The organism is Streptomyces sp. NPDC031670, from assembly GCF_055580545.1.
In genome coordinates, this window is the sequence record NZ_JBVILC010000001.1 from 418,641 (window position 1) to 443,584 (window position 24,944).

28 protein-coding genes are annotated in these 24,944 nt (G+C 72.8%); 16 read left to right on the forward strand and 12 right to left on the reverse strand.

Features of this window, described 5'->3' with window-relative positions:
• Window positions 1–32: 32 nt before the first annotated feature.
• Complete coding sequence (locus ACZ5ID_RS01885) at window positions 33–824, reverse strand: SDR family NAD(P)-dependent oxidoreductase (RefSeq protein WP_468892509.1); 792 nt, start codon at window positions 822–824, stop codon at window positions 33–35.
• Window positions 825–1,034: 210 nt separating this feature from the next.
• Here ACZ5ID_RS01885 and ACZ5ID_RS01890 point away from each other — a divergent pair, with 210 nt between their 5' ends.
• Genes ACZ5ID_RS01890 through ACZ5ID_RS01910 form a run of 5 tightly spaced genes read left to right on the forward strand, consistent with a single transcriptional unit; the run spans window position 1,035 to window position 5,903 of the window.
• Window positions 1,035–2,156 carry a type III polyketide synthase gene (locus ACZ5ID_RS01890; RefSeq protein WP_468892511.1) on the forward strand — a complete coding sequence of 374 codons (1,122 nt, stop codon included), beginning with the start codon at window positions 1,035–1,037 and terminating at the stop codon, window positions 2,154–2,156.
• A 31-nt stretch (window positions 2,157–2,187) separates the two neighbouring features.
• The gene (locus tag ACZ5ID_RS01895; protein ID WP_468892513.1) at window positions 2,188–3,384 is read left to right on the forward strand and encodes a cytochrome P450; all 1,197 of its coding nucleotides are present in this window, start codon (window positions 2,188–2,190) and stop codon (window positions 3,382–3,384) included.
• A gap of 35 nt (window positions 3,385–3,419) precedes the next feature.
• Complete coding sequence (locus ACZ5ID_RS01900; RefSeq protein WP_468892515.1) at window positions 3,420–4,004, forward strand: cupin domain-containing protein; 585 nt, start codon at window positions 3,420–3,422, stop codon at window positions 4,002–4,004.
• Window positions 4,001–5,239 (forward strand): cytochrome P450, encoded by a 1,239-nt coding sequence (locus ACZ5ID_RS01905; RefSeq protein ID WP_468892517.1) that lies wholly within the window; start codon window positions 4,001–4,003, stop codon window positions 5,237–5,239. The genes ACZ5ID_RS01900 and ACZ5ID_RS01905 overlap by 4 nt, the downstream gene beginning before the upstream one ends.
• Before the next feature lie 25 nt (window positions 5,240–5,264).
• Window positions 5,265–5,903 (forward strand): maleylpyruvate isomerase N-terminal domain-containing protein, encoded by a 639-nt coding sequence (locus tag ACZ5ID_RS01910; RefSeq protein WP_468892519.1) that lies wholly within the window; start codon window positions 5,265–5,267, stop codon window positions 5,901–5,903.
• Window positions 5,904–5,930: 27 nt separating this feature from the next.
• Here the strand turns inward: ACZ5ID_RS01910 and ACZ5ID_RS01915 are convergent, their stop codons facing one another.
• A complete protein-coding gene (locus ACZ5ID_RS01915; RefSeq protein ID WP_468892521.1) occupies window positions 5,931–6,686 on the reverse strand; it encodes a S1 family peptidase in 756 nt (251 codons plus the stop codon).
• A 293-nt stretch (window positions 6,687–6,979) separates the two neighbouring features.
• On the opposite strand from ACZ5ID_RS01915, the gene ACZ5ID_RS01920 reads away from it, so the two are divergent.
• From ACZ5ID_RS01920 to ACZ5ID_RS01945, 6 genes are all read left to right on the forward strand, one after another.
• Window positions 6,980–7,663 (forward strand): hypothetical protein, encoded by a 684-nt coding sequence (locus ACZ5ID_RS01920; RefSeq protein WP_468892523.1) that lies wholly within the window; start codon window positions 6,980–6,982, stop codon window positions 7,661–7,663.
• Window positions 7,663–9,831, forward strand: coding sequence for an SEL1-like repeat protein (locus ACZ5ID_RS01925; protein WP_468892525.1), 2,169 nt, complete (start codon window positions 7,663–7,665; stop codon window positions 9,829–9,831). Before ACZ5ID_RS01920 ends, ACZ5ID_RS01925 begins: the two co-directional genes overlap by 1 nt.
• Window positions 9,832–9,989: 158 nt before the next feature.
• Window positions 9,990–10,292 (forward strand): hypothetical protein, encoded by a 303-nt coding sequence (locus ACZ5ID_RS01930; RefSeq protein ID WP_468892527.1) that lies wholly within the window; start codon window positions 9,990–9,992, stop codon window positions 10,290–10,292.
• Between the two features lie 165 nt (window positions 10,293–10,457).
• Complete coding sequence (locus ACZ5ID_RS01935; RefSeq protein WP_468892529.1) at window positions 10,458–10,955, forward strand: peptidylprolyl isomerase; 498 nt, start codon at window positions 10,458–10,460, stop codon at window positions 10,953–10,955.
• A gap of 152 nt (window positions 10,956–11,107) precedes the next feature.
• Complete coding sequence (locus ACZ5ID_RS01940; RefSeq protein ID WP_468892531.1) at window positions 11,108–11,590, forward strand: hypothetical protein; 483 nt, start codon at window positions 11,108–11,110, stop codon at window positions 11,588–11,590.
• Between the two features lie 47 nt (window positions 11,591–11,637).
• Window positions 11,638–12,189 (forward strand): DUF2165 domain-containing protein, encoded by a 552-nt coding sequence (locus tag ACZ5ID_RS01945; protein ID WP_468892533.1) that lies wholly within the window; start codon window positions 11,638–11,640, stop codon window positions 12,187–12,189.
• On the opposite strand, the gene ACZ5ID_RS01950 is transcribed toward ACZ5ID_RS01945, so the two are convergent.
• Window positions 12,140–13,711 (reverse strand): SDR family oxidoreductase, encoded by a 1,572-nt coding sequence (locus ACZ5ID_RS01950; protein ID WP_468892534.1) that lies wholly within the window; start codon window positions 13,709–13,711, stop codon window positions 12,140–12,142. The genes ACZ5ID_RS01945 and ACZ5ID_RS01950 overlap by 50 nt on opposite strands.
• Window positions 13,712–13,890: 179 nt before the next feature.
• Between ACZ5ID_RS01950 and ACZ5ID_RS01955 the strand changes: the two genes are divergently transcribed.
• Window positions 13,891–14,244 carry a nuclear transport factor 2 family protein gene (locus ACZ5ID_RS01955; RefSeq protein ID WP_468892536.1) on the forward strand — a complete coding sequence of 118 codons (354 nt, stop codon included), beginning with the start codon at window positions 13,891–13,893 and terminating at the stop codon, window positions 14,242–14,244.
• Window positions 14,245–14,330: 86 nt separating this feature from the next.
• On the opposite strand, the gene ACZ5ID_RS01960 is transcribed toward ACZ5ID_RS01955, so the two are convergent.
• The 4 genes from ACZ5ID_RS01960 to ACZ5ID_RS01975 form a co-directional block, all read right to left on the reverse strand.
• The gene (locus ACZ5ID_RS01960) at window positions 14,331–14,693 is read right to left on the reverse strand and encodes a hypothetical protein (protein ID WP_406551312.1); all 363 of its coding nucleotides are present in this window, start codon (window positions 14,691–14,693) and stop codon (window positions 14,331–14,333) included.
• 165 nt (window positions 14,694–14,858) lie between these two features.
• Window positions 14,859–15,152, reverse strand: a complete 294-nt coding sequence (locus tag ACZ5ID_RS01965) for a hypothetical protein (RefSeq protein WP_468892538.1) — start codon at window positions 15,150–15,152, stop codon at window positions 14,859–14,861.
• A 112-nt stretch (window positions 15,153–15,264) separates the two neighbouring features.
• Window positions 15,265–16,302 (reverse strand): PHP domain-containing protein, encoded by a 1,038-nt coding sequence (locus tag ACZ5ID_RS01970; protein ID WP_468892540.1) that lies wholly within the window; start codon window positions 16,300–16,302, stop codon window positions 15,265–15,267.
• A 141-nt stretch (window positions 16,303–16,443) separates the two neighbouring features.
• The gene (locus ACZ5ID_RS01975; RefSeq protein ID WP_468892542.1) at window positions 16,444–16,896 is read right to left on the reverse strand and encodes a subtilase-type protease inhibitor; all 453 of its coding nucleotides are present in this window, start codon (window positions 16,894–16,896) and stop codon (window positions 16,444–16,446) included.
• 400 nt (window positions 16,897–17,296) lie between these two features.
• Between ACZ5ID_RS01975 and ACZ5ID_RS01980 the strand changes: the two genes are divergently transcribed.
• Window positions 17,297–17,503: a hypothetical protein gene (locus ACZ5ID_RS01980; protein ID WP_406551316.1), complete on the forward strand. Its 207-nt coding sequence runs from the start codon at window positions 17,297–17,299 to the stop codon at window positions 17,501–17,503.
• A 31-nt stretch (window positions 17,504–17,534) separates the two neighbouring features.
• Here the strand turns inward: ACZ5ID_RS01980 and ACZ5ID_RS01985 are convergent, their stop codons facing one another.
• From ACZ5ID_RS01985 to ACZ5ID_RS02005, 5 genes are all read right to left on the reverse strand, one after another.
• The gene (locus ACZ5ID_RS01985) at window positions 17,535–18,059 is read right to left on the reverse strand and encodes an ATP-binding protein (RefSeq protein ID WP_468892545.1); all 525 of its coding nucleotides are present in this window, start codon (window positions 18,057–18,059) and stop codon (window positions 17,535–17,537) included.
• A gap of 299 nt (window positions 18,060–18,358) precedes the next feature.
• The gene (locus ACZ5ID_RS01990) at window positions 18,359–19,660 is read right to left on the reverse strand and encodes a radical SAM protein (RefSeq protein ID WP_468892547.1); all 1,302 of its coding nucleotides are present in this window, start codon (window positions 19,658–19,660) and stop codon (window positions 18,359–18,361) included.
• A 196-nt stretch (window positions 19,661–19,856) separates the two neighbouring features.
• Window positions 19,857–20,792, reverse strand: coding sequence for a hydroxymethylbilane synthase (hemC, locus tag ACZ5ID_RS01995; protein ID WP_468892548.1), 936 nt, complete (start codon window positions 20,790–20,792; stop codon window positions 19,857–19,859).
• 185 nt (window positions 20,793–20,977) lie between these two features.
• Entirely contained in the window at window positions 20,978–21,424 is a 447-nt protein-coding gene (locus tag ACZ5ID_RS02000) for an SPW repeat protein (protein WP_468892550.1), read from the reverse strand.
• 148 nt (window positions 21,425–21,572) lie between these two features.
• Window positions 21,573–22,436: a hypothetical protein gene (locus ACZ5ID_RS02005; protein WP_468892552.1), complete on the reverse strand. Its 864-nt coding sequence runs from the start codon at window positions 22,434–22,436 to the stop codon at window positions 21,573–21,575.
• A 192-nt stretch (window positions 22,437–22,628) separates the two neighbouring features.
• Between ACZ5ID_RS02005 and ACZ5ID_RS02010 the strand changes: the two genes are divergently transcribed.
• From ACZ5ID_RS02010 to ACZ5ID_RS02020, 3 genes are read left to right on the forward strand one after another with little or no spacing between them, the layout of a single operon-like run.
• Entirely contained in the window at window positions 22,629–23,147 is a 519-nt protein-coding gene (locus ACZ5ID_RS02010) for a winged helix-turn-helix transcriptional regulator (protein WP_468892554.1), read from the forward strand.
• 59 nt (window positions 23,148–23,206) lie between these two features.
• A complete protein-coding gene (locus ACZ5ID_RS02015; RefSeq protein ID WP_468892556.1) occupies window positions 23,207–24,133 on the forward strand; it encodes a 2-dehydropantoate 2-reductase in 927 nt (308 codons plus the stop codon).
• Window positions 24,130–24,876 carry a thioesterase II family protein gene (locus tag ACZ5ID_RS02020; protein ID WP_468892558.1) on the forward strand — a complete coding sequence of 249 codons (747 nt, stop codon included), beginning with the start codon at window positions 24,130–24,132 and terminating at the stop codon, window positions 24,874–24,876. The genes ACZ5ID_RS02015 and ACZ5ID_RS02020 overlap by 4 nt, the downstream gene beginning before the upstream one ends.
• Window positions 24,877–24,944: the final 68 nt, after the last annotated feature.

The following is a 24,944-nucleotide window of genomic DNA, read 5'->3' on the forward strand; positions in this document are numbered from 1 at the left end:
GGCGCCCATGGTGTCGCACCCCGGCCGGCGCCTCAGATCAGCGTGCGCCCCCCGTCCAGCGGCAGGAACGTGCCCGTGACCTTGCTGGACAGATCGCTCGCCAGCAGCACGACCGCGTCGGCCACGTCCTCCGCCCGGATCGCCCGGGGCAGGGGTGTTCCGGCGGCGACATGGGCGATCAGTGCCTGCTGGGACGGCCCCGCGTTGGCGTCGGTGGGGACGAAGCCGGGGGCGACGGTGTTCACCCGGATGTTGTCGGGGGCCAACTCCCGTGCCAGCGCCCGCCCGACCGCGTCCTGGGCGCTCTTGGCCGCCGTGATCTCGACGGGCACGGGATAGGGGTTGTGTGTGGCGGAGGCGCCGATCAGGACGATCGAGCCGCCGCCGCGGCGCCGCATCGCGGGGACGACGGCGTGGCAGCAGGCGAGCGTCGCGTCGAGCTGGGAGGCGACCGCGTCCCGCACCGAGGCGATGCCCTGCGGGGTGTCGACGAAGCATCCGGCTGCCCCCGCCCGGGCGGCGACCGCCTCGGTGCCGACCATCACATTGCAGACCAGGACGTCCGGCGCGCCCAGCGCCGCCGTGCTCGCCGCCACCACGGCCCGCACCTGTCCGAGGTCGCTGACGTCCCCCGCCACCGCCACGGCCCGCCCGCCCACCCTCTCGATGTCGGCGACCACTCCGGCCGCGGCCTGGGCGTTGCGGAGGTAGTTCACGGCCACGGCGGCCCCGTGCGCGCCCAGCGCGCGGGCGACCGCCGCGCCGATCCCCCGGCTCGCGCCCGTGACCAGAGCCACCCGGTCGTCCAGTAACGCCGACGACATACGTCCACTCCCCTTCGTTCGCGGCGGCGCCGCCCGGCCCCTGACGTCCGGCGCCATGCCCCGCCACTCGTATGACACTTTTGTGTACTTTCAGGCGGATTTGATGGGTCTTCTTCCTTAGGTCTGGAATGATCCACCACGGCTGTCCGGCAGCCCGCCCGAGCCCCGCCACGAGACCGGGCGCCGTCTACCCCTCAGGATGTTCCGCCCATGGCCGTCTTGTGCCGACCTGCCGTCGCCGTGCCCGAGCACGTGATCACCTCTGAGCAGACTCTCGATCTGGTGCGCACCGTTCACGCCGACCATCCCCAGCTCGCACTCGCGCTACGCCTGATCGAGAACACCGGAGTGGCCGAACGGCATCTCGTCCAGCCCCTTGAGGACACGCTTCGCCACCCGGGCTTCGAGGTGCGCAACAAGCTCTACGAGGCGGAGGCCAAGGCACGGGTGCCGCAGGTGGTGCGCCAGGCGCTGGAGACGGCCGAGCTGTCGCCGCGTGACATCGATCTGATCGTCTATGTCTCGTGCACGGGGTTCATGATGCCCTCCCTGACGGCCTGGCTGATCAACACCATGGGTTTCCGGCCGGAGACCCGGCAGCTCCCGATCGCCCAGCTCGGCTGCGCGGCGGGCGGCAGCGCGATCAACCGGGCGCACGACTTCTGCACCGCCTACCCGGGGGCCAACGTCCTCGTCGTGGCCTGCGAGTTCTGCTCGCTGAGCTATCAGCCCACCGACCTGGGCGTCGGCACCCTGCTGTCCAACGGCCTCTTCGGCGACGCCGTGGCCGCGGCGGTCGTCCGGGGCTCCGGCGGCACCGGGATCCAGCTGGAGCGCAACGGCTCCTACCTCGTACCCCAGACCGAGGACTGGATCGCGTACGCGGTGCGCGAGACCGGGTTCCACTTCCTGCTCGACAAGAGGGTCCCCGGCACGATGGAGGCCCTCGCACCCGTGCTGAGCACCCTCGCCGACCGGCACGGCTGGAACGCCTCCAACCTGGACTTCTACATCGTCCACGCGGGCGGACCGCGCATCCTGGACGACCTCTGCACCTACCTCGGTGTGCCGCCCCGGGCGTTCCGCTTCAGCCGCGCCACGCTCACCGAGTACGGGAACATCGCCAGCGCCGTCGTCCTGGACGCCCTCCGGCGGCTGTTCGACGAGGGCGGGGCGGAGCACCGGGCCAAGGGCCTGATCGCCGGGTTCGGGCCGGGCATCACCGCCGAAGTCGCCCTGGGGCGCTGGACCGTCCAGGGCGCGCAGGGCGGGGCCGCGGCGCCCGAGGAGTCCGCCGTACCGAGGGCCGCCGTGCCGGAGCCCGCGGTCTGACCGCGCACCACCGAGACAGGAGAAGAACGCCATGGCCGAACCGCAGATCCACTTCTGGGCGCCGCCGGACCTGCCCGGCCTCGCCTTCGACCCGCTGCTCGCCCGGCTGCTGCACGAGGAGCCGGTGGCCCGGGTGCGACTGCCCAACGGCGAGGGCCACGCCTGGCTCGCGACCCGCTACGACGACGTACGGTTCGTCTCCGTGGACCCGCGCTTCAGCCGGCAGGCCGTGATGGGACGCCAGGTCACCCGGCTCGCCCCGCACTTCATCCCGATGGACGGCGCCGTCGGCTTCGCGGACCCGCCGGACCACACCCGGATGCGGCGCGTGGTCGCCAGCGCCTTCACCGCCCGCTCGATGCGCCGCCTGCGCGACCACGCCCAGCAGGTCGCCGACCGCCTCCTCGACCAGATGGCGGACAAGGGCGGCCCGCTCGATCTGATGGCCCACCTCAACCGGCCCTTCCCGCTCGCCATGGTGTGCGCGCTGATGGGTGTACCGGACGAGGACCAGTCGAAGATGGCGCGCTGGTCGGACACCATCATCTCCGCGGCGCGCGGCCGTGAGGCCAGCGAGCGGGCCAAGGCGGAGATGGCCGCGTACTTCCGCGACCTCATCGAGCGGCGCCGGGCCGAGCCCGAGGAGGATCTGGCCGGAGTGCTGGCGGAGGCCCTGGAGAACGAGGTGCTCGACCGGGACGAGGCGGTCGGTCTCGCCGTACTCATCCAGATCGGCGGGGCCCACGCGGTACGCAACAACAGCGCCAACATGGTGTACGCGCTGCTCACCCGGCCCGGCCACCTGGCCCGGCTGCGCGCCGAACCGGAGCTCCTCCCGCAGGCCGTGGAGGAACTGCTGCGCTACATCCCGCACCGCAACGCGGTCGGCCTCTCCCGGATCGCCCTTGAGGACGTCGAGGTGGGCGGGGTGCTGATCCCCGCGGGCGACCCCGTCTACGTCTCGTACCTCACGGCCAACCGCGACCCGCAGGTGTTCGCCGACCCCGAGCAGCTCGACTTCGACCGGACGCACAACCCGCACGTCGCCTTCGGCCACGGCCCCCACTACTGCCCCGGCGCCACCCTGGCCCGGATGGAGTCCGAGATCCTGCTGCGCTCGCTCTGGGACCGCTTCCCCGGGCTGCGGCTCGCGGTGCCGGAGCGGGAGCTGGTGTGGGAACGCGGGGCGCTGATCCGCGGGCCCAGGGAACTGCCGGTGCAGTGGTGAGGACCGTCGAGGAGCCGTACCGAGAGGAGAGAGCCGTGGACGACCCCGGCCCGTACACCCGCCCGATCGAAGGTCTGGTGATCCCGCCCGGCGGCGGCCGGACCGTCAGGACCGCCGCCCAGCAGGTGACCTTCAAGGTCACCGGGGCGCACTCGACGGTCGCCTCCACCTTCGAGGTGGTGGTGCCGCCCGGCTTCGACGTCGGCGCGCACGCCCACAGCCGCAGCGAGGAGCTGTTCTACCTGCTGGAGGGCGAGCTGGACGTGCTGGCCTTCGAGCCGAAGGTCCGCACCCGCGACGACTGGCGGGAGTGGGAGTCGCCGTCCGGTCTGCGCCACGTCCGGGCCACCGCCGGGACCATGATCCTGGTGCCGCCGGGCTGCCCGCACGCCTTCGCCAACCCGACCGGCCGCCCCGCCCGGATGCTCTTCCAGGCATCCCCTCCCCCCGACCACGAGCGCTACTTCGAGGAGCTGCTGGAGCTCCTCGCCGACGGGGGCGGGGTGGACCCGGCGGCCGTGGAGGAGCTGCGCGTGCGGTACGACATCGAGCAGCTGACCCCGCTGCGGCACTCGCCTCCCGTCCAGGCCCCGACGGCGGGCGCGGGGGTGACGTCATGAGCGAGGACATCGCCACCGACGAGCTGAGCCGGCGCACCTCCGCGGAGGCCGTCGAGCACTTCTGGCCGGTGGAGCACCTGGAGGAGCTGGAGTTCGACCCGCTGCTGCACCGGCTGCTGCGCGAGGAGCCCGTCGCCCTGGTACGGATGCGGTTCGGGGAGGGCAACGCCTGGCTGGTGACCCGCTACCAGGACGTCAAGGAGGTCACCTCGGACCCGCGGTTCAGCCGGGCGCTGACCGTCGACCGGCCGGTGACCAGCATGACTCCGCACGTCGTCGCCCCCGTCGGCGGCATCGGCCGCACCGATCCGCCCGACCACACCCGGCTGCGGCGGCTCCTCGCCCAGACCTTCAACCGCAAGCGGGTCGCGGTCCTCAAGGTGGAGGCGGAGGCGATCGCGGAGCGGCTGGTCGGGGAGATGCTGGCCCGGGGGGCACCCGCCGACCTCACCGAGTACGTGACCGGGCCCATGCCGGAACAGGTGATCGGGAAGCTGCTCGGGGTGCCGGAGGCCGACCTCGGCCGGCTCCAGGCCTGGCGGGGCGTCATCCTCTCCAGCGACCACTCGCTGGAGGAGAGCAACGCGGTCAAGGCCGAGATCGCCGGGTACTTCAGGACGCTGGCGGACCATCGCCTCGAACACCCGGGCGACGACCTGTTCAGCGAGCTGTCGCTGGCGCAGGCCGAGGGCGCGCTCAGCCGCCCGGAGCTGATCTCACTGGCCGTGATGATCGTCCTCAACGCCCTCGACCAGGTCCGCAACCAGTGCTCCACGATGGTGTACACCCTGCTCACCCACCCCGAGCAGCTGGCACGGCTGAGGGCCGAACCCGAGCTGCTGCCCACCGCCATCGAGGAGTTGCTGCGCTTCATCCCGCAGCGCAACGGCGTGGGACTGCCCCGGATCGCCACCGAGGACGTGCCGGTGGGCGATGTGCTCGTCCGCGCCGGGGAGGCCGTCTACGTCTCGTATCTGGCCGCCGACCGCGACCCGGAGGTCTACACCGACCCGGACCGCCTGGAGCTGACCCGCGACGAGTCCCCCAACCTCGCCTTCGGGCACGGGGCGCACTACTGCCTGGGCGCCGCGCTGACCCGGATGCAGCTGGAGGTGATCCTTTCCACGCTGCTGCGCATGGCCCCCGGCCTGCGGCTGGCGGTCGCGCCCGAGGAGGTGCGCTGGCGCCGCGGCTCGATCAACCGGGGCCCGGAGGCACTGCCGCTTGCGTGGTGAGGGCCGCGGGCGGGATCGTACCGGGATGACCTCACCCCGGCACGACTTCCTGGCCCTGGCGAACTCGGTCCCCGGCCTGCTGCGCGACCCGGCCGTGGCCGCCGCGTGGTCCGGTCCGAGCGCGCTGGCCGAGTTCACCGTGGCCGGTCTGGCGGGCCATCTGGCCTACCAGGTCCTGTCGATCCCGCCCGCGCTGGCCGATCCCGTACCGGCCGAGCCCACGGTCTCGCTGCTCGGCCACTACGAACGGGTGGAGTGGATCGGGGCGGAGCTCGACGACGAGATCAGCGTACGGATCCGGCGCGGCGGCGAGAGCGCCGCGGCCGACGGGGCGAAGGCGCTGGCCGACCGGGTGGCCGAGGCCGTCGCCGAACTGACCGTCACCCTGGCCTCGGTGGAGAACCGCCCCGTCCGCATCCCCCTGTGGGGGCCGTGGTCGCTGCTGCTCGACGACTTCCTGACCACCCGGACGATGGAGATCGCGGTGCACGGCGACGACCTGGCGGTGAGCGCGGGCATCCCCACGCCGCCCTGGGCGCCGGGCGCCGTGGAAGGCGTCGTCGATCTGCTCGCGCGCCTGGCCGTGCGCCGCCACGGCCCGACGGCGGTGCTGCGGGCGCTCAGCCGGGCGGAGCGGGCACCCCGGACGATCGCCGCCTTCTGAAGCCGGCCGGGCCACGGCCCGGGGCGGCTACAGACCGAGCTCCGCCGCCACCGTGCTCACCTTGGTGAACACCGAGACCGGGTGCTGGGTGTCGCAGTACTTGTTGCCGGTCGAGACGATGCCGATCAGCTTGCCGTCCGCGACCAGCGGTCCGCCCGAGTCGCCCGGGCAGATGCTGTCGGTGGTGCCGGTGCGCGGCAGACCGCAGACGCGGAGGTCGCGGGTGTCGGCGGGTTCGGTGTACGGGGCGCAGGACGCCTGCGGGGCGAGCCGGAGCGTGGCCTGCTTGAGCTTGGTGCCGGGGACGTTCGGGCCGGTCATCCCCCACCCGTACACGGTGGCCGTCCGGCCGTCGCGGTACAGCGCGGTGTCCTGCTTCCCCGCCAACGGCAGCGGCTTGTAGGGCAGCGGCTTGTCCAGGGTGACCAGGGCCGCGTCGTGGTCCAGGTTCCAGTTGAAGCCGGGGGCGACCCGGAACGCGGCGACGTGCCGCACCCGGCCGCCGCTGGAGGACAGGTCCGCCCGGCCGCCGACCACCAGCAGGGCCTCGGGGTCCGCCGCGTTCGCCAGGCAGTGCCCCGCGGTCAGGACCTTGTCCGGCGCGATCAGCGTGCCGCCGCACCACTGGGAGCCGTCGGGGTTCTCCAGGACCACCGCGAACGAGGGCGTCCCCCCGGCGGTCCTGCCCCCGTGCACGGCGGAGGCCGGGACGGCGCCGGCCGCCACCAGCGCGGCGGCGGCCAGGACCGTTCCCACGGCGGCGCGGCGCGTCTTCTTCGACATGGTGTTCTCGCATTCGTCAGAGTGGACGGGGCCGGTGTGCCCCGCGGCCACACACTTCCGGCCCGCCCGTCCCAGCCGCCAGCCCTGACGGCGAGTTGGGGACGCCGGAACGTTCCAACGGCTCTGACCTGCGAATACGCCGGTCCCTGGAACAGCGGACTGGGACGCTCGGGCCCTCGGCCCGCTCTCCTTCCGGCCCGGCCCGGCAGGAAGTTCCGACCGTCTGACAAGGTGATCGCTCCACCGATACGGTGTGCGGGCGAATCCGCAGGCGGTGTCCGGGACGGAGTGCGATGGCGAGACGTGGGGGGCGCGGTCGTGCCTGGCTGATCGGCGGCGCGGGGGCTGCCGCGGTCGGCGCGGTCCTGGTCCGGGCGCCGGGAGGAGTGCTGTCGTGGTCGGGCGGGGTGGTGGCTGCGGCCACCGCCGCATATCTGAGCCAGGACCTGCCCCGCCGGGTCAGTGACCGGCTGGCGCGGCGCAGGGCGCGGGAGGACTCCGGCGCGGCGGTCCCCGTCCACGTCACCGCGCGGATCAGGAACCAGGACTACGTGGCGCTGGAGGAGGGCGGCCGGGTTGTCGAGATTCCGGCGAGCGGCCACACGCTCCGGCTGGTCGCGACCGGGGCCGGGTCCTTACCCGTGGTGCTCACCGATCTGCGCGTCGAGGTGCTCTCGCGCGCGGACCGCCGCGGTGACCTCTCCCGGCACGCCGCCGAGATCCCGCCACGGCGCTTCGAGGTGCTGCTCGACGCGGACCCGCCGCGGGTTCGCCCGCTCTCCGGCAGCGACTTCCCGTACCAGGTGGCCCAGGACGCGGTGGAGGTGTTCGACCTGGAGATCAGGACCGAGGCCGGGGACGTGGCGTGGGTGCTGTGGCTCGACTGGTCCTGCGGGGGCCGGACCGGAAGCGTGCGGGTGGACCTCGGGGGCCGTCCGTTCCGCACCGCCGCCCGCCATCCCCGTCCGGCCCGCTGATGGCACGGGACCCCGCGCCGCGCGGTGCGGCCCTCGCCACCCTCGTCCCGCTCGTCCTGGGCGGCGCGGTCCTGCTCGCGGGCGGCACGGACGCCTGGCCCGCGTGGGCGGCCGTCCTCGCGGTCGCCGCCACGTCGGGGACGCTGGCCGCGCGGCGCGCGGCGTCCGCGAAGCGCGCCTGCGCGCCGGCCCCTCCCCCGCCCGACGCGACCGGCTCCGCGATGTACGCGATGCAGCGGCCCGTACGGGACGTGCCCGCGACCGGGCTCCCCGACGGCGTGCCGTACACGCTGAAGGTGACGACCCGCAGCCATCTCGCGGTGATCGGGCCGCCCGGTTCGGGAGCCGGTTCCGAGGCCGTGTTCATCCCGCTCACCGGCCACAACCTGGTGCTGTCGCTGACCGCGGACGGCCCGTCGGACGTCACCCTCGTCCGTCTGGAGGCCCGGGTCACCAAGCACGCCTCGCTCGTGGCGGACGGCGTCAGCGTGGCCCACCGGCGGGTGCCGGACATGGTGCTCAGCCCCGATCTGCTGGAGTCCGTCCAGCGGTCCGTCGAGGCGTTCGAGCCGTTGCGGCGGCCGGACTTCGAGGTGCTGCTCGACGACGGCCCGGCGGCCGTCCGCCCCGTCGACGAGGACGTGCCCGCGCTTCCGCTCACCGTCCCCGGAGGCGGGAGCGCCACGCTCGTCCTCGCGCCCGTCACCGGCTCCGGCGCCTGGGTGCACTGGCGGCTCGACGCCGGGATCGAGTGCGACGGCCGTACCGACAACCCGAGTTGGGAGCTGACCGTCACCGCCACGTCCGGCCTCTCGACCCACCACCCGGGCGGCGGCGCCCCGACCGTGGCCTCCGTCCACCAGTTCTTCCCGGACCACTGGGACCCGGCCGTCCGCGACGGCCCGCCGGGACAGGAGGGTCTGTCGGAGAGCGCCTTCGCGGTCGTGGCGCATGCCACCGCCGACGGCACCGATGTCCTGCGCGGCCCCTCGCGCACCGGCCCGGACCCGGAGACCGGTGAGGGCCTGCGCCGTCGCGAGACGGGCGACCGGCAGCTGGCGGCCGGCCGGCCGCGTGAGGCGGCGGACGCCTACCGGGCAGCCGCCGCCGCGGGCAGCGGGCAAGCCGCGCTGGCCCTCGGCCAGTTGCTGCACGGACAGGGCGACCTCGCGGGCGCGCGGCACTGGTACGAGCTGGCGGCCGAGCGCCGGATCGGGACCGCCTACAACAACCTCGGTCTGGTGGCGCTCCAGGACGGCCGGAACGACGAGGCCGAACGGTGGTACCGGCGGGGCATGGACGAGGGCGACTGGGCGGCGGCCGACGGACTCGCCGCGCTGGTGGCCGAACGCGGGGACACCGAGCAGGCCGAGACGCTGTGGCGGCTCGCCGCCGCCAACGGGCGGACCAACGCGGCACAGAACCTGGCGGTCCTGCTCAACCGCCGGGGGCGCACCGCCGAGGCGGAGGAGCTGTGGCTCCGCGCGGCCGGTGAGGGCAGCGACGAAGCCGCTGTCCACGCCGGTTTCCTGCGGTACCGGGCCGGGGATCACGTGGCGGCCGAGCGCTGGTGGCGTGAGGCCGCCGAGCGGGGGCACGGCCGGGGGGCGTACTACTACGGCATGCTGCTGGCCCGGGCGGAGCGCACCGACGAGGCCGAGCACTGGTGGCGGCAGGCCGCCGAACGGCTCACCCCCGCGCAGGAGCGGCCCACCGGGGGCGGTCTGCGCCACAGCCTGGGCGAGACCGGCGACTCGGGCGAGGCGCTGTGCGCGTACGAACTGGCCTGTCTGCTGGACGAGAAGGGCGACCGGGCCGGGGCCGAGCGGTGGTGGACCGCCGCGGCGCGGGCCGGACACATCGAGGGGGTGCTGCGGGTCGCGCAGGTGGCGATGAACGACCACGACGACCTCGACGGGTGTCTGTCCTGGCTGCGGATCGCCGTCGAGGACGAGCGGACGCCGGTGGACCGGCTGGCGACGGCCGCGGACGCGCTGCGGCGGCTCGCGGGCGGGCTGTACGACGACACGCGCCCCGGCAACCCGGACGCGCTGGCGGCGTGCGCGCTGGCGGTCGAGGCGTACGAGCGGCTGTACGGCCTGGATCCGGCGGCTTACGAGGAGGCCTACGGCCAGGTGCGGGACCTCCTCGCGCGTCTGGGCCGGTAGCGGCGTCGGCCGGCCGCCGCAAACCGGGTTTCCGCCCGCGGGCCGCCGCCCCGGCGGAACCGGCTCAATCCAACCGCCCGCGCGGTGGGCCGGCTTGTCCTTCCGGGCCGCGGGGCATAGCCCTACTGTTCCGCTGTGCACCCGGTGAGGAGGGGCGTGTGGACAAGGACGAGGAGCGGCGGCTGCGGGCCATCGCGCCGGAGATCACCCGCACCACGATCGATCTGCTGCGTACGGTCGTCGGTATCGAACCCGCCGAACGCGTGCCCGAGGAGGCGCTGAAAGCGGCCGACCGGGTGCTGGCCAGACACGGCCCCGACGGGCTGCGGGTGCTGGTCATGAGTATGGCCGGGTGGACGGCGGTCGGTATCGAGTCGAACGCGCGTCTGACCGGCAAGACGCACGAGGCCTATCTCGACGAGATGGAGCTCACCTGCCTGGAGGCGAACGCCGACGGCTGACGCGCACGGCCGCCCGCGAGTGACGCGTACAGCCGCCCACGGGTGCCGCGTCCGGCGCCGGCACACCCTCCGACCTGGGCCGTCACCCCGCCCGTACCGCCGCGCGAGCCCCCGCGAGGGTGCCCGGAGAGCGGGTTCGCCGGACGGGATGTCAGGATGGGGGGCATGACGACCAAGGTCTACTTCGACATCACCATCAACGACGAGCCCGCCGGGCGGATCAACTTCAACCTGTTCGACGACGTGGTCCCCAAGACCGCGGAGAACTTCCGCGCGCTCGCCACGGGCGAGAAGGGCTTCGGCTACGCCGGTTCCTCCTTCCACCGCGTGATCCCCGAGTTCATGCTCCAGGGCGGCGACTTCACCCGCGGCGACGGCACCGGTGGCAAGAGCATCTACGGCGAGAAGTTCGCCGACGAGAACTTCACCCTCAAGCACGACCGCCCGGGTCTGCTGTCCATGGCCAACGCCGGCCCGAACAGCAACGGCTCGCAGTTCTTCATCACCACCATCGTCACCGGCTGGCTGGACAACAAGCACGTTGTCTTCGGCGAGGTCGCGGACGAGGACGGCATGAAGCTCGTGAAGAAGATCGAGAGCCTCGGCTCGCAGAGCGGCAAGACCAAGGCGAAGATCACCATCGCCGCGTCCGGCCAGCTCTGACGGTCCCCCTTCCGTCCGCCGGCCGCCGACGGCGGTCCGAGGGGCACACGTCCTGCGTGCGCCCCTCGGCGCCCGGCGGCGCGGCGCGGCGCGCCACCCGGGTGGGCGATCCCGATCCCGCGTCCCGCGCGATCGGTGTTTGACTCGACGACATGACCAGTCGTAAGCGAGTCCACGCCCCCGGTGTCGCGACGGCCGCCGCGCTGCTCGGCCTGCTGGGCGCCGGGTCCGCCGTCGCCGTCGGTCCCGGCCCCGACCCCGTCGCGGCCGTCGCGAGCGCGCCGGCTTCCGCCCTCGCCGCGCAGGACCAGGTCGAGGCGTTCCTCACCGCCTATCTCAGGGCCCGTATGAGCACCACCGAGGACGCCACCCCGGACGAGGTGCGCGAGACGTTCCTCACCCCGGAGCTGAACCGGGCGCTCAAGGCGTGGGCGGCTGCCCACCCCGCACAGGACCCGGTGTTCCGCGCCCCGAACGCCCCTTCGTCCTGGACCTTCAGGCCCGCCGGTCCGGGCACCTCGGGCGTCGTCGTCACCCAAAAATGGGGCGACGGCACCACGGCGGACGTCCTGTACACGGTCCGGCCCGGTGACCTCATGATCACCGCGATCGCGGACCGTCCCGCCACCGGCTGATCCCGGGTCGCGCGTTTCACCCGTGGCAGCGCCGGGGAGAGTCGGGCATGACCCCAAGGCCCTCCTCCAGGCCCTCGCTGCGCCGCCGGGCGGGCGCGCTCCCCGTACTGGCCCTGACCGCCGCCCTGCTCACCGCGACCGTCGCCCTCTACATGGCACTGGTGGCGTTCGGGAACATCACCGACTTCGACACCAACCGCGCCTTCGTCCACCACGTCCTCGCCATGGACACCACCTTCAAGGACCCCGACCTGACCTGGCGGGCCATCGACTCCACCACGCTCCAGGACATCGCCTACGTACTGATCATCGCGTGGGAGACGGTCGCCGCGCTGGTGCTGGTGGCGGCGGGCGCGGTGTGGGCGCGGGCGCTGCGGGCGGGTGGGAGCCTCGCCCGGGCGCGTCGGCTGAGCACGGTGGGGCTGCTGATGGTGCTGCTGCTCTTCGGCGCCGGGTTCATCGCGGTCGGGGGCGAGTGGTTCGCGATGTGGCAGTCCAAGACGTGGAACGGGCTGGAGGCGGCGACCCGCGACTTCCTGCTCGCCGCGGTCACCCTGCTCGTCGTCCATCTCCCCGGTGTCGAGGAGCGGGGCGTCTGAGGCGGGCGGCCACCGTAGGCCCCACCGGCGCCCCTTCCACGCGCGTCGCCGCGCGGGTGATGTTGCGCGCCATACCGCCGAAGACCACGGCGTGGAACGGCGACACGCTCCACCAGTACGCGTGTCCCAGCAGGCCGTGCGGATGGAACAGGGCGCGCTGGCGGTAGCGGGTGCGGCCGTCGGGCTCGCGCTCGGCGTACATCTCCAGCCAGGCCAGCCCCGGCAGCCGCATCTCGGCCCGCAGCCGCAGCAGACGCGGGCGGGTGATCTCCTCCACCCGCCAGAAGTCCAGTGAGTCCCCGACCCGCAGCCGTGCCGCGTCACGGCGCCCCCGGCGCAGCCCCGCGCCGCCGGACAGCCGGTCCAGCCAGCCGCGTACCGCCCAGGCGAGCGGGAAGGAGTACCAGCCGTTCTCCCCGCCGATGCCCTCGATGACCCGCCACAGCGCCTCCGGCGAGGCGTCCACCACGCGCTCGCGGGAGTCGGTGTAGAGGCTGCCGCCCGCCCAGTCGGGGTCGGTGGGCAGCGGGTCGCTGGGGGCGCCGGGGAGTGCGGCCGAGGACCAGCGGGTGATGACGTTGGCCTCTTTGATCCGCCCCAGGGCGAGTGCGATCGCCTCGTCGAAGCCGATGGGCGTGCCGGGCGGGTCGGGCACGTACCGCGCGATGTCGTGCTCGTGGCAGACCACCTCGTGGCGCAGGGACTCCGCGAGGGGCCGCGCCAGACTGCTGGGGACCGGGGTGACCAGGCCGATCCACTCGCTGGAGAGCCGGGGCGGCAGCATCGGGACCCGCAGGATCAGCCGGTGCGGCAGCCCGGCGACCTCCGCGTACCGGCGCATCATCTGCTCGTAGCTGAAGACGTCGGGGCCGCCGATGTCGAAGGTCCGGTTGACGTCGGCGGGCAGCCGGGCGCTCCCGACGAGATAGCGCAGCACGTCCCGTACGGCGATCGGCTGAACGCGGTTGCCCAGCCAGCTCGGGGTGATCATCACCGGGAGCCGCTCGGTGAGATGGCGCAGGATCTCGAACGAGGCCGACCCGGAGCCGATGATGACGGCGGCGCGCAGCACGGCCGTGGGCACGCCGGAGCCTAGGAGGATGTCGCCCACCTCGGCGCGTGAGCGCAGATGCGGCGAGAGCTCCCGCTGCGGTACGCCGGCGGGGATGAGGCCGCCGAGGTAGACCACGCGCCGGACCCCGGCCGCCTTGGCCTGCTCGGCGAAGATCCGGGCGGCCGAGCGGTCGGTGGTCTCGAAGCCCCGCCCGGTGCCGAGCGAGTGCACCAGGTAGTACGCCACGTCCACGCCCCGCAGCGCCGCCCCGACGGACTCGGCGTCCGTGACATCGCCCCGTACGGTCTCCACGCGCCCGGCCCACGGGTGGTCGCGCAGCTTGTGCGGGGTACGGGCCAGACACCGCACCCGGTACCCGGCGTCGAGGAGCTCGGCCACCAGCCGGCCGCCGATGTAGCCCGTCGCGCCGGTCACCAGGACGAGTTCCGGGCCGTCGTCGCTCTTCATACCGCCTCCGCCGCTCACCGTGCCCTGCGCCCACGATCTCCCGCGGGCGGCGTTTCCGCGCGGCACGACACCACTTCCGGCCGCACGGCTTGCCCCGGGCGCCCCGGCGGAGGACGCTCGAAACGTAGGCCCCTCGCGGCCCACCAGGCGCGGGCCGCGACCTTCTGGAGGAGGTCATCATGGGCACCGCCTTCGACACGGAGACACTGCGCCGCGGCATCGAGGGTCACGACGCGAAGGCCTTGCTGTCGCTCTACGCGGACGACGCGGAGGTCCGCGTCGTCGACCGCAACAGCCAGCCGAGCCGCCCGATGGTCATGCACGGCCAGGGCGAGATCTCCCGGATGCTCGACGACGTCTACGGCCGGGACATGACGCACAGGATGGAGCAGTGCGTGGTCCAGGGTGACACCGTCGCGTACACGGAGTCCTGCGAGTACCCCGACGGTGTGCGGGTGCTGGCCAACTCGATGATGTCGCTCAAGGAAGGCAAGATCGTCGACCAGACCGTGGTGCAGGCCTGGGACGAGTAGTCCGCGGGCGGTGGCCCGGTGCGCGGGAGCGCGGAACGGGGCGCCCGGCCGCAGGAGTGCGGGGCGCCCCGTTCCGTACGGGTGGCTCAGTTCGTTCTGACGATGGTCCAGGCGTTGGGGTCGAAGCTCGGGACCACCGAGTAGCGGCAGGCGCTGTTGTAGAACGTGCTGGTGATGGTCCAGCCCGCGGGCGGGTACGTGGAGGCGCAGGCGTTGACCCTGGTGCCGACCGGATAGCCCGTGAGCTGCATGATCCGCTTGCTGTTCGGGCTGAAGCCCGATCCGCAGCCGGCGCTGTTCCACCACTGGGTGTCCACCCACCCGGTCGGGGTGAGCGTCGAGGCGCACATGTTCAGGGTGTCACCGGGCGCGGCGTTGGCGGGGGTCGTCCCGGCGACGCCGGCCGCGGCGGCCAGAAGGGCGAGACAGGCGAAACGGGTCCGTATCACGGGCGGTCTCCTTGTCAGTGCAGCGGGGAACGCCGACCACGTCGGCGTCCGGTCACTTGCGCTGAGCAATTCCTACCGGCACGTGCGCCCCGCGGACAGCCACCTTTCGGCCCTGGGGGCAAACACATATTCGGCCGTTCTTCGGCCGTCCGCGCGTCGCGCGCCTTACCCCAGGCCCGGCAGCAGGCCCATGACCGGCGCGACCGGGTCGGTGACCTGGTGGAGCTGGTTGAGGTCGTTCAACTTGTTCAACTGGGCGAGCTGCGGCCCCACATGGGGAATGCGGTCCCGCTCCTGCGCCGGGACGGAGCTGTTCACGAGGCTGTCGAGCGCGGCGATCGGCGAGACGCCGACGGGCTGGATTCCGGCGGGGCCCGCGGCGCTCGCCGCGGAGGCGCCGAGGCCCGTGACTCCGGCGGCGAGGGCGAGGACTGTGGCGATACGTCGTGTTGAGATCACGCCCTGACAACCGGCCGACGCCGCCGATGGACACGGCCACCCGGCCGGCTCACCCGAGAAGACGATGTCACCGGCCGTGGACGGGGCCGGGGCCGCGCGCGGCACCGGCCGGTCACCCCCGCGCGGGTGTCCGGCCCTCCCGGGTCCACGTCAGCAGCTCCTCGCGCGTCCACGTCGTGACGACCCGCTCGGCCGGGACCCCGCACTCCTCCGCCCGGACGCAGCCGAAGACCTGCCAGTCCAGTTGGCCGGGGGCGTGCGCGTCGGTGTCGACGGAGAACAGCACACCCGCGTCGACCGCCCGCCGCAGCAGCCTGCGGGGCGGGTCCAGGCGCTCGGGGCGGCTGTTGATCTCGACCGCCGTGCCCGACTCGGCGCACGCGGCGAAGACCTCGTCCGCGTCGAACTCCGACTCGGGCCGCTTGCCCCGGCCGCCGGTGACCAGCCGGCCGGTGCAGTGCCCCAGCACGTCGGCGTGCGGGTTGCGGACCGCGGCGACCATGCGGCGGGTCATCGCGGCGGCGTCCATGCGCAGCTTGGAGTGGACCGACACCACCACGACGTCGAGCTGTTCCAGGAGCTCTTCCTCCTGGTCGAGCGAGCCGTCCTCCAGGATGTCGCACTCGATGCCGGTAAGCAGACGGAAGGGCGCCCACCGCTCGTTCGCCTCGGCCACCACCTCCAGCTGGCTGCGCAGCCGTTCCGGGGAGAGACCGTTGGCGACGGTCAGCCGGGGCGAGTGGTCGGTGAGCACCGCCCACTCATGGCCGATCCCGGCCGCCGCCCACCCCATCTCCTCGATGGGGCTGCCGCCGTCGGACCAGTCGGAGTGGAGGTGGCAGTCGCCGCGCAGGGCCGCGCGCAGCTCCTGGCCGCCCTCGGCCAGGGGCGCGGAGGCGCCTTCCTCCTCCAGCCGGCGCAGATAGCCGGGCCGGTCGCCCGCCAGGGCCTCCAGCACCACCTTGGCGGTCTTGGGGCCGATCCCCCGCACGGACTCCAGCGACCCGGCCGCGGCCCGCTCGGCGAGCTCGCCGTCCGCCATGTCCGCGATCACGTCGGCGGCCGTACGGAACGCCTTGACGCGGTATGTGGGGGCCTGGGTGCGCTCCAGCAGGAACGCGATCCGCCGCAACGCCGTCACCGGGTCCATCGCCACCTCCGACCGTCCCCCATTGTCCGCCGCCGCCCCGCCCGGCGCACTCCGCGCGGGCGCCGGGGCGGCGGCACGAAGCGGGGCACCCCCCCTCGGGGTGCCCCGCCGTCCGTACCAAGTGTTACGGGAGCCGCTCGGTCAGAAGTCGAACACGATGCCCTGGCTCGCCTGCTTGAGGCAGGGATTGCCGAAGGTGTACTTGTACGAGACGCGCTGGCCCTCCCACACGCCCTCGGCCGTGACCGTCGTCGGCTTCCACTCCTTGGTACACACCACCCCGGCCGGCGGGCCGGCCGTGATCGCGGCGAAGTTCCCCTGGTTGTGCCGGAGCTCCTGGCAGGCCCCCTTGGCGGCCGGATGGGTGCCGGAGGGGGTGGGCGCGCAGCTGAGCGTGACCGCGCGCTGCACGGAGGCACCGTCGTCACCGGTGCCGGGCGCCACGGTCAGGACGAGCGCGGAGGGCGCGTAGAGGCTCATCGCGGCACCCGGGGTGTCATGCTGATCGGCGCCGGCCGCACCCGGTACGGCGACCGCGGCGCCGGCCAGAGCCAGCGCGGCCACCAGAGTCGTACGCCCAAGCGTCTTACGCATATCGAACACTCCTGTCATTCAGGGACGGATGAACGAGGGCGAGTCTTGTCCAGGTCCGGGGGTGCCGCAGCGCGTCGTATACGGATCCGGTCACACTCCGCCACGCTCCGATTGCGTAAAGTTGCAGGCCAGGGGCGCCGGGGCGGTGGGCCGGGCTGATGGGCACCTATGGAGAAGAAGGCGCAAAGCCGCCTCTGCTTGCCTTTCTAAAGCAACTACAACATTGAATCTTGAATAGTAAGGTTTCCCGGGGAATTCATGACCGGGCCACCACCCGGCCTCCGGGGCGTGCCCATGTGGCGCCGTCGGACGTGCGCGCTCCCGGGGTGGGCGTCAGAGTGGGGGCGGTGCCGCGCTCCCCGCGCCCGGCACCCACGGGCCCACGAAGGAGCAGCACACGATGGAACACCGCATCGTCGCCGAGATGACCGCACCCGACGACACGCTCAAGGAGTGGCACATGGTCCGTGCCGGCCAGGAGGTGTCCATGTGCGGGCGCGCCCTCGACATGAGCAGGCCCCAGTTGCCGTCCGACGCCTGGGGCACCGCGCAGGCGCGGCCGTTCTGTCACACCTGCGGCGCCCTGTTCCTGCGCGAAGTGCCGTGAAACAGGGCGCCGGGGCCGTACCGCCGTCGCGTCATCCGCACAGATGCGGCTCCCGCTCCGGCGGGACCAGTGGGCGGCGCGTCACCGCGGCGGGCGCGCGCTGGGCCGCGGCCAGCGCGGGCAGCGGGCGCATCCGGACCAGGGCCTGGGCGTCGGGCGCCTCGGCCCGCAGCGTGAACCAGACGACCTTGCCACCGTCCGTGCCGTGGGTGCCCCAGCTGTCGCTGAGCGAGGCCACCATGGCCAGGCCCCGGCCGCGGGCCTCCAGCGGCTCGCCGCCGCCGAGGACGGGCAGCCGCGGGTCGCGGTCGAGGACGGCCGCGGTCAGCCGGCGGCCGGTCCAGCGCAGTTCGAGCGTGCACTTCTTGTCGCCCTCGGCGTGCCGGAACACATTGGTGAGCAGCTCGCACACCCCGAGGCTGACCGGCTGGATCAGGCACTCCAGCTTCCAGTACCGAAGGTGTGCGGCGACGATCCGGCGGATCTGCGGCACCCGCTCGGGGGCCGCCTCCAGGTCCAGGGTGTACTGACGGTTGACTTCCACGACCACGCCCACGACTGCGCTCCTCATCAGGACGGCCGGCGGACCGGCTGCTGCCGCTTTGACATGACAGCCCCGAGAAAGCGGTAAGTAGTCACTCAGATACAGAGCGAACGCAATCAGCGTGACCCCAACCGGGTGAAGGCGCAACACAGGCGGCCGATCGATACCGCTCCACGCCTGGTCAGGGCAGCAAAAGAGCCCCGGCAGGACGGGGGAGACCTGCCGGGGCTCGTACATGGGGCGGGTGAACCGGCGCCTCAGCGCGGCCCGCATATAGATGAATCATAAACCATGCCGGGAGCGCCTCCGACCTAGACCGGCAGGCTGTCCATGAAGGAGCTCACGGAGAACACCGCGTTCCCCGGCCCGGCGGGCCCGTAGCCGGGCGGTGAGGTCAGGCCGTACTCGTCCATCGTCGCCCGGTACGCCTCCAGCAGGCGGATGTGGTACTCCAGCGGCGCGCCCTGCGGGTTGGCCTTGCCGAGGGGGGTGGTCGGCTCGGGGCACCAGGTCGTGAAGCGCGGGGTGATGCCGCGCGACATGAAGAAGCGCAGGCCCTCGACCGTGGACGCGATCGCCTCGTCGACCGTGGTGAAGCCGAAGGGCTCGGCCATCTCCACGCCCGCGACGAAGTTGGGGATCACATGGCGGGGGCCGAAGATCTCCGCCGAGTCGAGGATGCGCCGGTGCCACTCGTCACGGCCGACGTACTCCTCCTTGCCCGGGCAGTACAGCTCGAACAGCCGCCGGTCCCACACCTCGTAGTTGGGGTGGTAGATCCGTACGCCGTAGTCGTGGAAGCGCTGTACGTCCTCCTTGGGAAGGGCCTGGGCGACGACCTTGCCGGTCCAGCGGCCGGGGAAGCGCTCCTCGATCGCCTTGGCGTACATCCCGTAGAAGTCGGCCTCGCCACGCCCGCCGACGTGCGAGGTGATCGCGCCGCCGGTGAGGGTGTACGCCGTGGACGCCCTGGCGGTGTCGTACCGGTCGATGATCTCCAGCGCCTCCAGGATCTCCTCGACCGGCTTGACACCCGTATAGGGACGCCCGGCCGCCTTGTGCTGGCGCCAGTTGTGGTTGATGTCGCAGTACTGGCACTCCTGCTTGGCGCCGAAGTACTGGCAGACCCGGAACACGGTCAGATAGATCAGATAGCCCCACTGGATCGTCGGGGCCACCTCCATCACGGACTTGCCGTTGGACAGCTTGTGCTTGTAGTACTCCGGCATCGGCGGCAGCCCCACGTCCGAGATCCGCCTGCCGTCCAGGTACAGACCGAGCATGCCGTGCTCGTCGGCCGCGACCCGGTACGGCGACGCCGGGTTGACCCGCACCGACACGACGGTCCGGCGCAGGTCGTAGGGGCCTCCGGTCAGCACGATCTCCTCCGGGGGGCGGCGCAGCGCCGCCGCGCCGAGCTCCGGCAGGGTGCGGTGGTCGAAGGAGAAGATGAAGTACGACTTCGGCTTGACCTCTCCGGACTCGTTGTCGCTGAGCGCGGAGTCGTCGAAGGCCATCCCTCCGCGCAGCAGATCTTCCTTGATCACGGCTTCCCGGGGCACTCCCGGGAACCGGGCCATCAGTGATTCGACCTCATCGGTACGGCTGAGCATCTGCGGGCGTCCTCCGGTCCAGTCGCTTTCCTGTCCCACTGAACCTATGCTCTCGCCGGCTTCGCCGATGGACTGGGCATCGACGACGAAGCCGGCGAGTGGGCGTCATGCTAGCGGCGGGGCGATCTCCACCGGATCGGTCCCGGGTCGCGCTTCCCCTCGGTCCAAAGGCTTAGGCACCGCGTCCCGGGCGCCGTCAGTGGGCGATCGAGTCGATCAGTTCACGGGCCCCCTGGCGCAGCAGCGTGACCGCGACGGAGGTGCCGAGGGTGGCCGGGTCGAGCGGACCCGCCCACTCGTGGGCGTTGAGGACGGTCTTGCCGTCGGGGGTGAACACACAGGCCCGCAGCGAGAGGTCGCCGTTGCGGGCGGCTCGCGCGTATCCGGCGATCGGGCTGTTGCAGTGGCCCTGGAGGACGTGCAGGAACATCCGCTCGGCCGTCGCCTCGCGGTGGGCGTCCGGGTCGCCGAGGTCGCTCACCAGGTCGATCAGGTCGCGGTCGCCCTCCCGGCACTGGAGGGCGAGGATGCCCGCGCCGATCGGCGGGCACATCACGTCCGGCGAGAGCACCTCGCTGATCACGTCCGTGCGGCCGATGCGCTCCAGGCCCGCGGCGGCGAGCAGCAGCGCGTCCGCGTCGCCCGCGGCCAGCTTCTCCAGGCGGCGGTTGGCGTTGCCGCGCATGGGGACGCAGCGCAGATGGGGGTGGGAGGCGGCGAGTTGGGCGATGCGGCGGACGGAGGAGGTGCCGATACGGGTGCCGTCGGGGAGTTCGTCGAGGGTGAGGCCGCCGGGGTGGATCAGCGCGTCGCGGATGTCGTCGCGCCTGAGGAAGGCGGCGAAGACGGTCCCGGCGGGCAGCGGGCGGTCGGCGGGCACGTCCTTGACGCAGTGCACGGCGAGGTCGGCCTCGCCCGCGAGCAGCGCGGCGTCCACCTCCTTGGTGAACGCGCCCTTCCCCTCGACCAGCGAGAGATCGCCCATCCACTTGTCGCCGGTCGTCCTGACCGGGACGACCTCGGTGGCCACCCGCGGGTGCAGGGCCGCGAGCTCGGCGCGTACGCGTTCCACTTGTGCGAGCGCCATGGGCGAGTCTCGCGAGACGATCCGGATCAGCTCGGCGGTGGACATGCGTCCACGATAGGGGCAGCGCCCGGATATCGCGCACAACACCCCTGTGTCCCCAGGGGTTTCGCGTGCCGGGTGAGTTGACGCGGGGCGCGGACGATCAGCCGACAGGCGCGGGCGGGCCCCCGGCCGCGGCTCGCGCGGGCGGGGGCCCTGGGAAGGGCGGCTGTGCGGGCAGCCGCCGCGGATCAGGTGGCCCTCTTGTTCTTGCTCATCAGCATGCCGCCCGCGACCAGCGCGAACAGGCACACCGCTGCTCCGGTGACGATGTTGCTCAGGACCGCGCCGGTGCCGGGGTGGCGGGCGACCACCCAGGGAGCGACGATCAGCCAGGCGCCCATCAGCAGCACCACGAAGTTCAGGTCCTGCGACCGCTCCGGGGCGATGGACATGCACAGACCCACGACGGCGAGAGCGATGCCTACGACCAGGTTGGTCAGCGCGAGCGTCGGCATCGAGTTGGCGAAGTGCACGGTCCAGCCGGAGATGGCCGCGTAGATCCCGGCGAGGATCACTAGTTCCTCGACCGCCGCGACCCCCCGCGTCTGCAGCATCGCCGCGTACCTGTCCCGCATCTCCGGTACGTCGGGGTGTCCCGAAAGGTCACCTGGTCGGTGGTGAGAGACGTCGGCCATGTGACTCGCCTCCTTCTGGTCTCTGCAAGTCTTCTGGCCCCGATGCGACATCCGGTCGCGGTTCCAGTGTGCTCTTATCCCGCCTTTATGCGAACTTTTGCTGTTATCCAATACCTACAGAACTTACGGGCGTTCTGTGTGGAAAGGCTTAGGCCACGGCCTCGGCGGCGGCCATCGCGCGCCGGTTGCGCCACCGCCACCATCCGCGCCGCAGCGCCGCGGGGCTCAGATCCACGCGCCCGTGCAGCAGCCCGAGCACGATGGCCACACCCACCGCGATCAGATGTTCACGGCCGGCCAGATTGGGCTTCACGACCGCCTCGAAGAGCATCGAGCCGCCGGTCAGGGCGAACACCACCGGGGCCCGGCGGACCACCGAGAGATAGGTGAACAGGCCGACCACGGCCGCCGAGGGCCCGGTGTCCAGCACCTGCCCCACCTCGCGCGGGAGGCCCAGACCGCCCCAGGTGCCGGGGCCGAGCGCGATCATGACACGGGCGCTGAGCGTCCCCGCCAGGGTCGTCACGTACGCGATGACCAGCGTCCGGGTCCGGCCGAGCGCCAGCTCGGCGAGGGCGAAGCCGAGGAACAGCTGGGTCAGGCCCGCCCAGACGGGCAGGTCCAGGGCCGGGACGAAGAGCGAGATGGGGGTGCGCAGCAGGGCCAGCCACAACGGCAGATCGGCCTTGACCTCGCCGGTCAGCCGGACCACCACCGCGCCCGTCCTGGTCAGGTGGATGGCGTGGAAGACGGTCACCGCCACACAGGCGAGCACACCGAGGAAGAGACCGCGCAGCCCCCGGTTGACCAGTTGCCGTACGGGGTCGACGACGATGCCCTGGAACTCGCCGCGCAGGGTGCGCGCGACGAACCGTACGAACCGCGCCGGCAGCTCGGCCCCCCGGCGGGAGCCCCGGCCGGCGGTCGCGGGCGGCGCGTGCGTCGCCCCGGCTCCCCGGACGGCGCCGCCGCCCTCCACCCCGTCACGACGGCCGTCGGCAAGTCGGAACACTGGTCGATCAACCCCTCAACGCTGCAACGCCCGGCAGTCATGACATTCGGCGTGTAGCTTCCCCCGTACCCCCAGATCGTGCACCAGATCGAACACGCGCCGCACACGGGGGTCCACACCAAGGTAATCACCGCGCGGATGACCTTCAGGATTCGGTTCACTCACCGAACCGTTCCGGGTTAGGGTCGGCCCATGACGCTGCCCCGCGACTACACCGGCCAGTCCTGCTCCCTCGCGCGCTCCCTGGAGATCGTCGGAGAGCGCTGGACGCTGCTGATCGTGCGGGACGCCTTCTACGGGGTGCGCCGCTTCGGCGAGTTCGCGGCGCACCTGTCGGTCCCCCGCGCCGTCCTCGCCGACCGGCTCACCACCCTCACCGAGGAGGGCGTCCTCGCCAAAGTGCCGGCCGGGCGCCGCGAGGTGTACGAGCTCACGCCGAAGGGCGTGGCGCTGTGGCCGGTGGTGCGGGCGCTCACCTGCTGGGGCGACGAGTACTACGCGCGGGGCGGCTCGCGCCGGGTCTACCGGCACGCCGCCGACGACGCGCCCATCGGGGCCGACGGGCGGTGCACCCGCTGCGACACCACCGTCGAGGTTCCGGACATCCTCGTCGCTCCCGGGCCGGGACTCGGTCCCGCGGGTGAGGACGACGACCCGGTGACGGTGGCCCTGAGCCGCCCCCACCGGCTGCTCCAGCCCCTGCGCGGCTGAAAGCAACCCCTCGCACCGACCCTTCGCACGACGATGTCCACGACGAAAGGTGTACGCACATGAAGATCCTGGTCGTCGGCGCCGGAGCCGCCGGTGGCTACTTCGGCGCCCTGCTCGCCCGCGCGGGCCGCGACGTCACGTTCCTGGTGCGGCCACGGCGCGCCGCCGTACTGCGCGAGCGGGGCCTGCGGCTGACCGGATCGGGCGAGGACGAGGTGCTCACCCCACGGCTGGTCACCGCCGACCGGATCACCCAGCCCTACGACCTCATCCTGCTGTCGGTGAAGTCCACCGCCCTGGAACGGGCCGTCGAGGACCTCGCCCCGGCGGTCGGCCCCGGTACGGCGATCGTGCCGCTGCTCAACGGCCTGCGCCATCTCGACGTGCTCAACGGCCGCTTCGGCAAGGAGGCGGTCCTCGGCGGGGTGGCCAAGGTGATCACCACCCTGAACGACGAGGGCGACATCGTCCGCCTCGCGCCGCTGGCGGTCCTCGCCCTCGGCGAGCAGGACGGCGGCGCCTCGGCCCGTACCGAGGAGATCCGGACGGTACTGGCCGGGGCGGGCATCGACGCGAGCGTGCCGCCGGACATCCTCGCCTCGATGTGGCACAAGTGGGTCTTCATCACCACCCTGTCCACCGTGACCTGTCTGATGCGCGGCGAGGTCGGTGACGTCGTGGCCGTCCCGGGCGGCTCCGCGATCGGCCCGGCCGTGCTCGCCGAGGGGGCCGCGGTGGCCGCCGCGGCGGGATACCCCGTTCCCGAGAGCGAACGGGACCTCACCACGGCCCTGGTCACCCGGGCCGGCTCCACCTTCGCCTCCTCCATGTACCGCGACATGGTGTCCGGGTTCCCCACCGAGGTCGAGCACGTCTTCGGGGACCTGACCGCGCGCGCCCGCGCCCTCGCGGTGCCCACGCCGCTGCTCGACCTGGCCACCGCGCATCTTCGGGTGCACCAGCACCGGGTGGGGGCGCGACGATGACGACGAGCCCCTGGATCAGGCGGTTCCATCCGGCGCCCCAGGCCCCGACCCGTCTCGTCTTCTTTCCGCACGCGGGCGGCTCGGCCACCTCCTTCTTCGCCGCCGCGAAGGCGCTGTCGCCGGAGGTGGACGTGCTGGCGTTGCAGTACCCCGGACGGCAGGACCGGCTGGCAGAGCGGCCGATCGAGGACATGGGCACGCTCGCCGACCGTGTCACCGAGGAGCTGATGCCGTGGACGGACCGGCCGCTCACCCTCTTCGGCCACAGCATGGGCTCCTCCGTCGCCTACGAGGTGGCGCTGCGGCTGGAGGACAAGGGGGTACGGCCGCTCGGTCTCTTCGCCTCGGGCCGCTCGGCCCCCAGCGTGCCCGTCACCCGCCGGCTGCACCTCGCGGACGACGACGAGCTGATACGCCACCTCGGCGAGCTCTCCGGCACGGACGCGCGACTCCTCGCGGAGGAGTCCCTGTTGCGGCTGGTGCTGCCCGCGCTGCGCGGCGACTACCGCGCCCTGGAGACACACCGCCCCGAGCCGGGCCGGTCGCTGTCCTGTCCGGTGGTGGCCCTGTGCGGCGACGCCGACCCGGTGGTCGACCCCGGTGACGTGGCCCTGTGGGAGCGGCACACCTCGGCCTCCTTCAGGATGCGGGTCCTCGCCGGCGGCCACTTCTTCCTGGACGCCCATCTGCCCACCGTGGCGCAGGAGGTGCGGGACCACATCGCGGCGACCACCGCTCGGTGAGGGACGGGCGGGCGCGCACGTCGTTGGCGGCGTCGGGGCGCTGTGGGGGGGCGGGCGCGGGTGCACCC